The organism is Bacillus sp. AFS029637, assembly GCF_002584985.1.
Taxonomy (GTDB): Bacteria; Bacillota; Bacilli; order Bacillales; family Bacillaceae_G; genus Bacillus_A.
Genome location: NZ_NUPZ01000041.1, coordinates 157610 through 170070, shown reverse-complemented (window position 1 = coordinate 170070; position 12461 = coordinate 157610). Strand labels below are relative to the sequence as shown.

The following is a 12461-nucleotide window of genomic DNA, read 5'->3' as shown; positions in this document are numbered from 1 at the left end:
AAATCCAGCCGTAAGCATGTTCTTACGGCTGGATTTTTTATTGGACAACGAAAGGATGATCGACATGAAAATTACGGATATAAAAGTGAAGCGCCGACATGTAAAGCTTCATACTCCTTTTAAAACAGCACTTCGCACTGTAACAGAAATTGAAACTATAGATGTATATATTCATACGGACGAAGGCATTGTTGGAAAGGGTGCCGCGGCTGCAACACCAGTTATTACAGGTGATTTTGCAAGTGGGATTGAGGAAGCGATATTAGGGCCGATTCGTTTATGTTTAATTGGTCAAGATATGATTCAATTTCAACAATTGATCCAGTATATTCAAATGAGTTGTATTGGAAATACAAGTGCGAAAGCAGCGGTAGATATCGCTTTATTCGATGTATATTGTCAATATCAAAACGTTCCACTTTACGCATTATTAGGCGGGAAGAAAGAAATTTATACAGATATTACAGTGAGTGTAGATGAACCTTTATTTATGGCAAAAGAGGCGAAGAAACATATAGAAAAAGGATTTCAAACATTAAAGATTAAAGTGGGGAAAGAGGCACATTTAGATTTGGAGCGCATTGAGGCAATTCGAAATGTGGTCCCAAAAAATACGACGTTACGTTTAGATGCGAATCAAGGATGGAGTCCAAAAGAAGCGGTATCTATCATTAAAGAGATGGAAAATCGTAATTTAAATATTGAATTTATTGAACAACCTGTACACGCGAAAGATTGGGATGGGTTAAAGTACGTCAAAGAAAATGTACAAACGCCAATTATGGCGGATGAAAGTATATTTTCAGCAAGTGACGCCTTAAAACTCGTTCAAGGAAGATATGCAGACTTAATCAACATTAAATTAATGAAATGTGGTGGCATACGCGAAGCATGGCGTATTGCAGATATCGCAGAAGCAGCTGGTGTGAGATGTATGGTGGGCAGTATGATGGAATCTTCGCTTTCTGTTAGCGCTGTTGCACATTTAGCAGCAGCTCATCCTAATATTCATTATTTTGATCTTGATGCACCACTGTGGTTAATGGAGGAGCCTGAGGGAATGACGTATTCTGGTTCAAAGGTAAACCTCCATTCTACAGTGAATATTTAATCTTAGAAGAAGTGACTAGTAAACTATCTTTTAAGGAGGATATATATGAAAAAAGTAGGAACTGCATTTTTAACAACTTTATTTATTTTTTCATCGTTTACATCGGTAAATGCTGAAGAAAAGAAGGATAGTACAGCATTTATAGATGTATCTGCTGCGACACTTTGGACTGCGCCTGATTCATTACGGCCAATTGATGCACCGAGCGCTACAAATCCAGTTGATTTATGGAAGTGGACGAAATCAATGACACTTGATGAGAAGCTATGGTTAACAAGTGCGAATAAATTAGAAACGCAAGCACTACTCGGTCAAGAAGTAACGGTTGTTGATAAGAGAGGTGACTGGGTGAAAGTGTTAGTCCATGGTCAGCCAACACCACGAAACGAAGAAGGTTATCCGGGATGGATGCCTGAAAAACAATTAACATATAATCAGGAATTTGCAGATAAAACAAATGAACCTTTCGTATTAGTAACGAAACCGACAGCGATTATATATATTAATCCTTCTGAAAAATATAAATCACTTGAAGTTAGCTATAATACGCGTCTGCCGCTACTTAGTGAAGATACAATTTCATACCGTGTATTGTTGCCAAATGGTCAGAAGGCGTGGCTACGGAAAAATGATGGCACTGTTTATCGTTCTCAAAATGATATTCCGGCTCCGACGGCCGACGATTTAATAAACACTGGAAAAATGTTTTTAGGTTTACCGTATATATGGGCAGGTACAAGTGGTTTTGGATTTGATTGCTCCGGGTTTACACATACGATTTATAAATCACACGGTATTACAATTCCGCGGGATTCTGGTCCACAATCAAGAAATGGAGTTGCGGTTGATAAAGAAAACTTACAAAAAGGGGATTTAATCTTCTTTGCACATGATCAGGGGAAAGGTAGTGTTCATCATGTGGGGATGTATATTGGTGATGGAAATATGATTCACTCTCCAAAAGCTGAAAGGTCGGTAGAAATTATACCGCTCAATACACCAGGATATATTGAAGAATTTGCTGGTGCACGTCGTTACTTGCCTTAAAACATAGAGGGGGGTTTTTACATGAAAAAAGTTGTTCGCTACTCATTAGTTAGTACTCTATTAGTTTCTTCATTTTTAGTTGGCTGTGCAAAAGAAAAAACAGCTACAAAGCCGAAAGATGAGAAGAAAGTATTACAGCTACTAGAAACGGGTGAAATTCCATCATTAAATTCAGGTAAAGTAACAGATGCGGTCTCGTTTAACGTTTTAAATAACGTGATGGAAGGGCTATTCCGTTTATCAAAAAATGATGAAGTGATTGAGGCGGGAGCACAAAAGTATGAAGTGAGTAAAGATGGAAAGACATATACGTTCCACTTACGTGATGCGAAATGGTCTAACGGAGATCCAGTAACCGCTCATGATTACGTGTATGCTTGGAAGCAACTAATTAATCCAGATATGGCTTCTCAATATGCATATATTGCGTACGATGTAAAAAATGCTGAGAAGATAAATAAGAAGCAGCTAGGGCTAGATGAATTAGGGATAAAAGCAAAGGATGATAAAACATTTGTTGTAGAGCTAGAACATCCTGTACCGTATTTTACGAAACTACTCATTTTACCGTCCTTCTATCCAATTAATGAAAAGTATGCGAAAGAACAAGGTGATAAATACGGATTAGAAGCAAATAAAACGATATATAATGGGCCATTTACATTATCAGAGTGGAAGCATGAAGCTAGTTTTACAATGAAGAAAAATGATAAGTATTGGGATAAAAAAGAAGTGAAATTAGATGAAGTAAACTATCAAATTGTTAAAGAAATTTCAACTGCGGTAAATTTATATGAGACAGATAAAGTTGATAGAGCTGTCATTTCCACAGAATTTGTAGATAAATATAAAACTAGTAAAGAACTAAAGCAATATACAGATCCGGTTATGTACTTCTTCCGTTTCAATGAAAATGTACCGATTCTTAAAAATAAAAATGCACGTCTTGCGCTGAGTACAGTGTTTGATAAGAAAGGCCTTGCAACTTCATTTTTAAACGATGGATCGGTTGCTGCGAACTACTACGTACCAAAAGGGTTTTTAAAAGGACCAGATAAGAAAGATTTTAGAAGTACAGCAGGTGAGTTTAATAAGACGGACGTAAAACTGGCGAAAGAATATTGGGAAAAAGCAAAACAAGAGACAGGTACAAATGAAGTGACATTAGAACTATTGAACTATGACTTAGAAAACTTTAAAAAAGTAGGAGAGTATATTAAAGAACAACTTGAGAAAAACTTACCAGGCTTAAAAGTGAATGTAAAACTACAACCACATACTCAAAAACTAGCACTTGAGAAGAAGAAAGAATATGAAATGTCATTATCACGTTGGTTACCTGATTATCCAGATCCAATGACTTACTTAGAAGTATTCCTTTCTGGAAGTACTGTCAATAATACAGGATATGCAAATCCAGAATATGATGCGTTAATTAAAAAGATTAAAACTGAATTAGGTAATGATGAAAACGTACGTTGGAAAGCACTGCAAGATGCTGAAAAAATACTTCTTGATGATGCAGTAATTGCACCGGTATTCCAGCGCGGTTTATCTTACTTGCAAAAACCTTACGTGAAAGATCTATACGTACATCAATTCGGTCCAGCAACAAGTTTAAAGTGGGCAAATGTACAAAAATAAAATGGTAGAAAAACAGACTTCACAAATGTGATAGTCTGTTTTTTTCTTTTATATTCAAATGAATTATAGACATTTATTATGTTTTTTCATCTTTGATAAATAAAATTGTTACAAAAATTCCAGTGTGAAATTTATGTAGAATCTTGTATAATTAACGTGTTTCTATGGAAACATTTTCTTGCGCTATTTATATAGGATTTAATAGAACAAGGAAAGAAATACATACATGTATATAATAGATAAATAGAATGGAACATGTATAGAGAAAAAGGAGAAAAAAATGACGTGTCAAAAACAAGGGTTACAATTTAATAGCGAGAGAAAGAGGAATAGACGATGAAGATGAAACATGCTTTTGGTCCAATTATTATAGCATGTCTACTCTTTTTCATTGTCGTGCTTATTCCATCTAAAAATTTAGTATCACTTATTAGCGATAAGAAAGTTGAAGATGCGGCAACTTCCTTACAAAAAGAAAAATTACAAAGTGTTTTCTTACAGCAGAAAATGTTAGAGAATTCGCAGTATTTACCGATGTACGGTTCATCTGAATTTTTACGAATGGATGCATACCATCCGTCCAATTATTTCAAAGTAAATCCAGCAGGTTTCACACCATTTTTAATTGGAACTGGCGGTACGCAAAGTTTAGCTCATATTTTAAATATGACATCTACGATGGATGAATTAGAAGGTAAAAAGGTAGTCTTTGTTCTTTCACCACAATGGTTTACAAAAACCGGTGTATCACAAGGGGATTTTACAAATAATTTCTCCAAACAACAAGCCTATCATTTTATTTTTAATGACGAAATAAATCCTGAAATGAAGAAAAAAATTGCGGAACGTTTGCTAGATTATAAAGTTGTTCGTAAAGATGCGATATTAAGTAGTTCTCTAGAAAGTATTGTATATAACGATACAAAACATAATATAAAAGCTGGGCTAGCTAAACCGCTAGCATATATGTACCGGAATATTTTAGATCATAGAGATTTATTTAATTCCCTATTTAAGATCGAACCGATGAAAGAGAAAACAAATACGGGACTACGTTCACTTTCTTGGGAAGATGCACGTAAACAAGCGGAACAAGAAGGTAAAGCGGAATCTACAACAAATACATTCGGAATTGAAAATCCGTATTACTATAAACATAATTTCAAGAAAAAATTAAAAGGTCTAAAAAACTTTAGAGCAAATGAATCGTATGATGAATCACCAGAATATGATGACTTACAAATTGTTTTAGATCTTTTCAAAGAAAAAAATGTTGAACCACTCTTTATTTCTGTTCCTGTAAATGGACCTTGGTATGATTATGCTGGTTTCCCGAAAGAACGCCGTGATGTGTATTATAATAAGGTTCGCGAGCAAGTCGAGAAAGCGGGATACCCAGTAGTTGATTTCTCTAACCATGAATATGATAAGTATTTCTTAAAAGATACAATTCATTTAGGTTGGAAAGGTTGGATTTACTTTGATGAAGCGGTGCAGAAGTTTTATTCTGAGAAATAAAGTAGAGAAACCGGAATGGCTATTAGCCGTTCCGGTTTTTTAGTATAGAGGATTTTGGTGCGGGCAATTAGGAAATGCATGTATATCTTGAATTTGTCTAAAATCATAATGTTTCATGGCGAATTGTGCTTGGTACAGGTATTCATATACATATAATTGGCCATCATGTGCTGAACATAATACACCAGAAGTTCCTTGCCCGTTAATGAAGGAAATGCCGATAGGGCGTCCAATTAAGTATGGTATTTTTTGTTGCCAGTGCATAGGAAAATCACTCCTTTTTGAGATAATATACGAAATGAATGAGTGAATTGTAGCTTATCCACATAATTATGGAGGCTTTTTTATACAATTTCTAGAAGATATTAATATGAATGAATTATAAGTACGAGAAAGGAATGAATAATGAAGAAAGAGAATATTTTGGAAGGAAAATTAAATTTAATAGAGTGGTGTCAAACATTACAGCGAGTGCCTGATGATATATGGTTTCAGGCATTAAAAAAAGGTTCATGGGCAATTGCGGATGTGATTTCACATTTTATCGTTTGGGATGTGTTTATAATAAAGGATAGAATTCCATACTTTATAAGTGGACAATCTGTACCAAATGTTCCAATAGATGTTGAGGAAATGAATATGGGAGCAATTAAATATGCGAGATCTGGTATTTCAAAAGAAGAACTATTAAATCAATTTAGTGTTACTCGTAAACAATTAGTGGATGAAATTGAGCGAATTCCCACCAAATATTTTTATAATGACTACCAATTTGACACTAAAAAAGTGAAATTAAATAATTACTTTTCATCACTCATTCAGCATGATTTAAAGCATAAAGAAGAAATAATACAATTTCTAATATATAATCAAGCCTATAATAAAAACCGCTAACATTCGTAATGAATATATAGCGGTTTTTATTTATATTTTTACGCAAGATTTTTACGCTTTTTTGTCCATTTTTTTATGACGAAGTATAAAAGAATAAGTATGACGCCACCTATTGCGAACGATTTCACATACGGTCCAGCAATATCATTAATATTCTCCCAGTTTTCACCTAGTTTTTCACCTAAGTAAATGAAAATGATAGACCAAGGAATAATCGCAAGTCCTGTTAACGTAATGAAACGTGAAATTGGCATTTTTGTAATACCAGCAGGAATTGAAATCGCATGGCGTACTACTGGAATAAAGCGGGCTGTGAAAATTACGCCAGTTCCGTAACGATTAAACCAATCTTCAGCAGCGTCTATTTGTTTTTTATGAATGAAAATATATTTTCCGTAACGTTCTAATACAGGGCGACCGCCGTATCGGCCAATCCAATAAATAAAGACTTGAGCAATAACACCGCCAATTGTACCGAATATAACTGCGCCTACAAACGAGATACTTCCATTTGATACTAAGTATCCTGCGTAAGCGAGGACAATTTCACTCGGGATAATTTCAATCATTAATCCAAGCATAATGCCCCAATAACCTAACCCTTCAAAAAACGTCAATACTGAATGAATAAAACTACTTAACATTGTTGCACCTTCTAGTTTATGAATTTTTGAATAGATAAACCTTTTTGTTAATAAAGTAAAAGGTTTATCATGTGTAGATTATACCTTATTTACATAGGGGATTGCTATTTCAATTCTTTTATGTCTCTCTTAAGTATTATAGTAAAGCATGTAAGCTGATTTTTCATGAAGTGATAATGAAAAGAGTATTAAAAATTTCTCATAAAAAATAGAAGCACTTCTGCTCCTATTTTTTACGGCTTTACATCTAAATTTTGTAAAAATAACGTTGCTGTTACGTAACGTTTCGCTAGCATTTGTACATAAGCGGTATGTACAGAAAGCGTGGCGATAATAATAGCGTTACGAATTGCTTCGCGTTGTTCATTATTAACTTGATCGAACTTGCTTGCAATTTTATCAGCTTTTTCTTTTACAATATTTTCAATCGTATGAATTGTATCTGTTGCATTTAGTTGTAAGCAATTCCCTTGATTTAGTTCTTCAAATAGAGAAGAGTATGCTACATATAAATGAACAGGATTGATTAAATCATCACTTCGATCGGCTGGGTCATTTACGATAAGGCGCAATAGCTTACGAATGGATTCAAAATCCAGTGCTGTTTTTAAATCTTCGACAATGAATAGTAAGGCTGCTTGTTCGATTGAATATTTCTTCCCTTTTTGAGGGGAGCCAATCATTTCTTTTATATCTCGTTTCACCCAGTTTTGCATAGCGGTTACAGAGAAACTCGTGTTTTCAATCTGATTACCAAGCGCAACTATTTCATTTAATGAAAAACCAATGTCTGTATCTTCAATTTTAATCAATTTTTCAAAAATAGGTGAAAGTGCGGTTGTAATAAAAGCTGTAACGCTTTGTCCGCTTTCAATATCTTTTTTATGTGACTTTGCCCAAGCTTCTTGTAAAATGCTAAGAGGCTTTTTCGGATTCCATCCTCTAAGTGATAGAAGGAGCGTTGCCATTTCGTTTCGTGTGAGATGAAATGTTTCCATCTTTTCACCTCCAAAATTATAAAAAGTTCTTATGAACTTATAATATGTTTTGTTTCATTTAAAGTCAATTCCGTTTTTCTTATTTTTTCCTTTGTTATGGAATTATTGTCTTAAGTAAATAATACTTGCATATTTCGACAAAAGTTCATATAATAAGTTCATAAGAACCTTTAAAATGATTTTAAAACAAATCTATCATTCTGAATTTACTAGAAAGGTAGATTTCACATATATCTATATAAAAGGAGAATGGATATAATATGTTGAAAAAACTTGTAGCAGTAATGACAGCATTCATGGTTATCTTTGGGGCTAGTAGCTTTATGTTCGTAAATCACGCGGAAGCGAAAAGTTACAAATCTGGTAAAAAATCATATACACCAAGTTCTGGTCAAAAGTCTAAGGTGGATTTAAACAAAAAAGATTCTAACGTAAATTCACAAAAAACGACAACAGATTCAAAAACAAAAGCAACAAACACAGCGCCAAAAAGTAATAAAGGAAGCTTTATGAAAGGTTTATTACTAGGTGGTCTTGGTGGTTTACTAATGGGTAGCTTATTTGCAAATATGGGAGCTCTTGGTTCTGTATTAGCGTTTATGGTAAATATGTTAGTTATGGCTGGTATCGTAATGTTAGCAGTTCGTGCATTTAAATACTTCAAAAATCAACGTAAGAAAAAGGCAGATGAAGTAGCATGGAAACAATAAAAATTTCCGAACAAGAACTTATAAATGCGCTTTGTGTGTATATCGCTGAAAAAAGACAAGTTGGTCCAGAAGAAGTTTTAGTTGAACTGATGTATGATGATGACTATGGTTTCTCAGCTGAAGTAGAGGTAAATGGTCGTCAGCAAATATTAATTCAAGCAAACTTAATTGAAGCGTTGCGCTTATTACTTGACAGAGAATATAATGTCAATGCATTCGCGGCAAGATTACAACTTGAATTAGATGATGAAGAAGGCATTTACGCATTAGCGAAATTTAATAACTCAGATGAGTAGGAAAAAGAGCTGTTGAGAGTAATCTCAACAGCTCTTTTTAGTATGTGCATATGAAGAGGAATAATCACGCCAAATTTCATTCATTTTTCGTCTACCAGCATCGATCATTGGATTAAACTGAATTGCTGCTTGTTGACGTACAGCGTGTACATGTTGAATTGCTTGTTGCAAGTGTTGTTCAATCGAATTAGATTTTATATTAGCGTGTTTTACAATTGAGTAGCCAGCAACTGTTCCTTGCGCCATTGCGATTTTTCCGCTTTCAATTCCTGTAATATTTCCAGCTACAAATAAGCCCGAAAGAGGGGTTTCCATTGTTTCGGAATGAAGAGGGACGTGTCCGCCTAATTCCGGGATGTAACGGAAAGGACAACCAGCTACAGCAGCAAGCTCGGCAAGTGGGTATAAACCACCAGCAATACAAACGAAGTCTGCCTCTAATATTTTTTCTGATCCATTAATAATATTCCCTATAGAATCAATGTTAGCAACACGAACACCTTCAACTTGATCTGTTCCAATAATTTCAAGTGCGGCTTTACGGAGATGAAGTGGTGTCCCATTTATTTTCATCCCGTTATTTGGGTAGAAGGTTAATCCGGCTTTTCGAATCCAATCATATTTCATAAAGCGGCTACCTATGCGTAGAAAAGCAGAAGGAGCAAGATGAGCTGCATTTAAAAGAGAGTTTAAAACTTCTTCTGGTTCACCAGCTTTTTGGCTTAACTCACTTTTTTCAGGAAGTACAATATGATCCACTTTAATTCCAGCTAATTGCAGTTCATTTAAAATCGCAAATGACAAAATGTTAGCACCAATAATGATTCCTTTTTTCCCAACTTGCACTCGGTGAACATTTGTCATAACTTGAGCTGCTCCAATTGACATAACTCCTGGAAGTGTCCAGCCAGGAAGGGGAATAGAATATTCAGCAGCCCCGGTAGCAATTAGTACAAACGGTGCTTCTAACGTACCGATATTTGTATGTACGAACCAATTACTTTCATCTTTATCTAAATTAAAGACGGAAACACCGCACTGAATATCGACTGAAAGGGATTTTGCTTCTTCGTGAAGGCGTTTTGACTCTTCTATTCCGTTCCACCATTCTCCAGTAGGTTCCTGGTGTAACTGACCTAATAATCTCCCACCTGGCTTCATAAATTCATCTATTACAAGTACGTTAAGTCCAAAGCGTGCACAAGAGATGGAAGCTGATAATCCTGCTGGTCCTGCGCCAATAATAATTACATCAATCATCGCTTTTTCACCATCTCTCTCACGATATTCGGGTGCTGTTTTCCGCTTTCCACAACCATATTGTTTTCAACTACAGTTAAGCAAGCTCGTACGTTCGTTTGATTGTTTACAGTTACGCGGCATTCAGAACAATGCCCGATATTACAATAAATGCCTCGCGGACTCCCGCTATCTTCATGGACTCTTAACGTTCGAATTCCGTTTGCAAGTAAAGCGGCCGCAATTGTTTCATGTTCATATGCTTCATATTGTTGACCGTTAAATTGAAAGGTGATGCGCTGACTATGATTTAAACTACCTAAAATAGGGTGATGTGTAATTCTACTCATTTACTTTCACCTACCGATCCAAAAGTAACCGCACGTACTGGTGGCTGATATTTCAAAGGAATTTCATTCGAATTTATATTAGGATTTGCATTTTCAATCATTCGATCTATCATCATTCTACATGTGCGGCCACCACAAAATCCCATGCCAGCACGTGTTCTTAGTTTTAATTCCCTTGCCGAGCAATTATATTCAGCGATTGTTGATTGAAGTTGTCCGTATGTTACTTCTTCACAACGACAAACAATTATGTTCTCTTTATTCGTCATATGTATTCCTCCTCTAGTTCGGTTTGCACAAATTATAATGCAAAAACTGTGCCAAAGTAGAGGGGAGAGGTGGTTATTGTAACCCAAGTTTTTTTAATCGGTTATATAAAGTAGCCCTCGTTATGCCGAGTTGCTTTGCACATTCTAATTTATTTCCATTTAGAATGCGTAAAGCTCGTTCAATTACCTTTTTCTCATGCTCATCCATTTCATTTTGTAAAGAGAGGATCGTGTTATTGTTACTCAGCAAAAAGGAATGAGACGTTTCGCTTTCTAAAGTATCATTTGTGTGAAATGGTAAATATTCTTGTTTAATAATACCGTCTGTCGCAAATACGACGAGCCGTTCGACTACGTTACGGAGCTCGCGAATATTACCTGGCCAATTGTAATGAAGTAGTTCATGCATAATACTTGAAGGTAAGTCGCGAACTGGTCTGTTATAGTTAATTGAAAAATCATTTAAGAATGAGTATGTTAATTCAATAATATCTTCTCGTCTTTCTCGTAGTGGCGGAATATGCAAACTAACTACATTTAAGCGATAATATAAATCTTCTCGGAAAGTTCCTTTTCTCATTTCTTCTTGTAAATCACGATTTGTAGCAGCGATAATACGGAAATCAATATTTATTTCTTTTTCTCCACCAACTCGGTAATATTTTCGTTCTTGTAGTACACGTAAAAGTTTCACTTGCATATCGAGTGGCATTTCGCCAATTTCATCGAGGAATAAAGTACCGCCTTGTGCCAGCTCAATTTTCCCTTTTTTCCCTTTACTATTTGCGCCAGAAAAAGCGCCTCGTTCGTACCCAAATAACTCACTTTCAAATAACGCTTCAGGGATGGCACCACAGTTGATCGAAATGAAAGGTGACTTTGCTGTCTCGCTTGCTTCATGAATTGCTTTCGCAAATACTTCTTTTCCAACTCCACTTTCGCCGAGAATTAAAACAGTCGACTTCACAGAACAAACCTTTCGAGCTAATTGTATCGTTCTTTGTATGACAGGGCTTTTTCCGTTCATTGCATGGAAAGGATCAGATGTATCTTTATACTTTGCAACTTCTTGTTCTAATCGGTGCATTTCATGCGACATATTAAATAATTTTTCATTCAAAGCGACTTGATTTGTAACATCCGTTTCTGAAACGACTGCCCCTATTATTTTATCGTTACAATAAACTGGGTTTGAATTAATTAATACGAACAAATCAGGCCGAGGCTGATGGAATTGAGCGATTATGCTTTTTCCACTATGTAATGATTGTAAAATTTCTAAATCTTTATAATCAAAAAAACGAGTGATCGGTTGCCCGATAATTTCATTATGGTTTACTGAAAAAATCTTTTCAGCACCATCTGTCCAAGTGCGAACGCATTCTTTATCATCAATGACTGTAACAGAAGAATCAGACGTTTCAATAACAGTGTTATAAAACGCTTGTAGTTCATTGTAATACTTATAAAGAAAAGGAATCATTTGCTGTGTAGTAATACAGTATATAGGTTCTTCGTCTTTGTTCATGATGACAACAGCTAGTTCATGAGAAAATGCGTCGATTAAAGCAGTGAAAGAGTCATCCTCATATATAACTGCGCAACGCCATTTTTCAGTAGATGAATGGATGTAATAAAAGTTCTCGTTTACTTGCTTGATTGATTGCATGATACTGTTGTGATCCATTGACAAAATTTTTATAAACTCTTTTATTGTTGGAAATGAAAATGTCATAGTGAC

Annotated in this window: 14 protein-coding genes; 7 read left to right on the top strand and 7 right to left on the bottom strand. The window is 35.2% G+C overall.

Going from position 1 to position 12461, the window contains the following annotated elements; translation table 11 throughout:
• Positions 1–64 precede the first annotated feature (64 nt).
• The 4 genes from COE49_RS23485 (at position 65) to dltD (ending at position 5320) form a co-directional block, all read left to right on the top strand.
• Positions 65–1111, top strand: coding sequence for a dipeptide epimerase (locus COE49_RS23485; protein ID WP_088229217.1), 1047 nt, complete (start codon positions 65–67; stop codon positions 1109–1111).
• A gap of 45 nt (positions 1112–1156) precedes the next feature.
• A complete protein-coding gene (locus COE49_RS23480; RefSeq protein WP_088229218.1) occupies positions 1157–2158 on the top strand; it encodes a C40 family peptidase in 1002 nt (333 codons plus the stop codon).
• 21 nt (positions 2159–2179) lie between these two features.
• Positions 2180–3802, top strand: a complete 1623-nt coding sequence (locus COE49_RS23475; RefSeq protein WP_088229219.1) for a peptide ABC transporter substrate-binding protein — start codon at positions 2180–2182, stop codon at positions 3800–3802.
• A gap of 336 nt (positions 3803–4138) precedes the next feature.
• Positions 4139–5320 (top strand): D-alanyl-lipoteichoic acid biosynthesis protein DltD, encoded by a 1182-nt coding sequence (gene dltD, locus COE49_RS23470; protein ID WP_088229220.1) that lies wholly within the window; start codon positions 4139–4141, stop codon positions 5318–5320.
• Positions 5321–5359: 39 nt separating this feature from the next.
• On the opposite strand, the gene COE49_RS23465 is transcribed toward dltD, so the two are convergent.
• Positions 5360–5584 carry a hypothetical protein gene (locus COE49_RS23465; protein ID WP_088229221.1) on the bottom strand — a complete coding sequence of 75 codons (225 nt, stop codon included), beginning with the start codon at positions 5582–5584 and terminating at the stop codon, positions 5360–5362.
• 141 nt (positions 5585–5725) lie between these two features.
• Here COE49_RS23465 and COE49_RS23460 point away from each other — a divergent pair, with 141 nt between their 5' ends.
• A complete protein-coding gene (locus COE49_RS23460; RefSeq protein WP_088229222.1) occupies positions 5726–6214 on the top strand; it encodes a hypothetical protein in 489 nt (162 codons plus the stop codon).
• 38 nt (positions 6215–6252) lie between these two features.
• Here the strand turns inward: COE49_RS23460 and uptA are convergent, their stop codons facing one another.
• Together uptA and COE49_RS23450 are read right to left on the bottom strand one after the other, a co-directional pair.
• Positions 6253–6858 carry an undecaprenyl phosphate transporter UptA gene (uptA, locus tag COE49_RS23455; RefSeq protein ID WP_088229223.1) on the bottom strand — a complete coding sequence of 202 codons (606 nt, stop codon included), beginning with the start codon at positions 6856–6858 and terminating at the stop codon, positions 6253–6255.
• Between the two features lie 233 nt (positions 6859–7091).
• A complete protein-coding gene (locus tag COE49_RS23450; protein ID WP_088229224.1) occupies positions 7092–7856 on the bottom strand; it encodes a DUF1836 domain-containing protein in 765 nt (254 codons plus the stop codon).
• A 260-nt stretch (positions 7857–8116) separates the two neighbouring features.
• On the opposite strand from COE49_RS23450, the gene COE49_RS23445 reads away from it, so the two are divergent.
• Both COE49_RS23445 and COE49_RS23440 read left to right on the top strand, forming a co-directional pair.
• Positions 8117–8566 carry a hypothetical protein gene (locus COE49_RS23445; protein WP_088229225.1) on the top strand — a complete coding sequence of 150 codons (450 nt, stop codon included), beginning with the start codon at positions 8117–8119 and terminating at the stop codon, positions 8564–8566.
• Positions 8554–8862 (top strand): YxcD family protein, encoded by a 309-nt coding sequence (locus tag COE49_RS23440; RefSeq protein WP_000447757.1) that lies wholly within the window; start codon positions 8554–8556, stop codon positions 8860–8862. Before COE49_RS23445 ends, COE49_RS23440 begins: the two co-directional genes overlap by 13 nt.
• A 24-nt stretch (positions 8863–8886) precedes the next feature.
• On the opposite strand, the gene COE49_RS23435 is transcribed toward COE49_RS23440, so the two are convergent.
• From COE49_RS23435 to COE49_RS23420, 4 genes are all read right to left on the bottom strand, one after another.
• Positions 8887–10122: an NAD(P)/FAD-dependent oxidoreductase gene (locus COE49_RS23435; protein WP_088229226.1), complete on the bottom strand. Its 1236-nt coding sequence runs from the start codon at positions 10120–10122 to the stop codon at positions 8887–8889.
• Positions 10119–10451: a (2Fe-2S)-binding protein gene (locus COE49_RS23430; protein ID WP_088229227.1), complete on the bottom strand. Its 333-nt coding sequence runs from the start codon at positions 10449–10451 to the stop codon at positions 10119–10121. Before COE49_RS23430 ends, COE49_RS23435 begins: the two co-directional genes overlap by 4 nt.
• Positions 10448–10720 carry a (2Fe-2S)-binding protein gene (locus COE49_RS23425; RefSeq protein ID WP_088229228.1) on the bottom strand — a complete coding sequence of 91 codons (273 nt, stop codon included), beginning with the start codon at positions 10718–10720 and terminating at the stop codon, positions 10448–10450. The genes COE49_RS23430 and COE49_RS23425 overlap by 4 nt, the downstream gene beginning before the upstream one ends.
• A gap of 73 nt (positions 10721–10793) precedes the next feature.
• Complete coding sequence (locus COE49_RS23420; RefSeq protein WP_088229229.1) at positions 10794–12455, bottom strand: sigma-54 interaction domain-containing protein; 1662 nt, start codon at positions 12453–12455, stop codon at positions 10794–10796.
• Between the last annotated feature and the right edge of the window lie 6 nt (positions 12456–12461).

Excerpts from the sequence above, each read along its gene's own strand:
- COE49_RS23480 (WP_088229218.1), top strand. The coding sequence starts at position 1,157 with ATGAAAAAAGTAGGAACTGCATTTTTAACAACTTTATTTATTTTTTCA.
- COE49_RS23475 (WP_088229219.1), top strand. The coding sequence starts at position 2,180 with ATGAAAAAAGTTGTTCGCTACTCATTAGTTAGTACTCTATTAGTTTCT.
- uptA (WP_088229223.1), bottom strand. The coding sequence starts at position 6,858 with ATGTTAAGTAGTTTTATTCATTCAGTATTGACGTTTTTTGAAGGGTTA.
- COE49_RS23440 (WP_000447757.1), top strand. The coding sequence starts at position 8,554 with ATGGAAACAATAAAAATTTCCGAACAAGAACTTATAAATGCGCTTTGT.
- COE49_RS23465 (WP_088229221.1), bottom strand. The coding sequence starts at position 5,584 with ATGCACTGGCAACAAAAAATACCATACTTAATTGGACGCCCTATCGGC.
- dltD (WP_088229220.1), top strand. The coding sequence starts at position 4,139 with ATGAAGATGAAACATGCTTTTGGTCCAATTATTATAGCATGTCTACTC.
- COE49_RS23425 (WP_088229228.1), bottom strand. The coding sequence starts at position 10,720 with ATGACGAATAAAGAGAACATAATTGTTTGTCGTTGTGAAGAAGTAACA.
- COE49_RS23450 (WP_088229224.1), bottom strand. The coding sequence starts at position 7,856 with ATGGAAACATTTCATCTCACACGAAACGAAATGGCAACGCTCCTTCTA.
- COE49_RS23485 (WP_088229217.1), top strand. The coding sequence starts at position 65 with ATGAAAATTACGGATATAAAAGTGAAGCGCCGACATGTAAAGCTTCAT.
- COE49_RS23420 (WP_088229229.1), bottom strand. The coding sequence starts at position 12,455 with ATGACATTTTCATTTCCAACAATAAAAGAGTTTATAAAAATTTTGTCA.
- COE49_RS23445 (WP_088229225.1), top strand. The coding sequence starts at position 8,117 with ATGTTGAAAAAACTTGTAGCAGTAATGACAGCATTCATGGTTATCTTT.
- COE49_RS23430 (WP_088229227.1), bottom strand. The coding sequence starts at position 10,451 with ATGAGTAGAATTACACATCACCCTATTTTAGGTAGTTTAAATCATAGT.
- COE49_RS23460 (WP_088229222.1), top strand. The coding sequence starts at position 5,726 with ATGAAGAAAGAGAATATTTTGGAAGGAAAATTAAATTTAATAGAGTGG.
- COE49_RS23435 (WP_088229226.1), bottom strand. The coding sequence starts at position 10,122 with ATGATTGATGTAATTATTATTGGCGCAGGACCAGCAGGATTATCAGCT.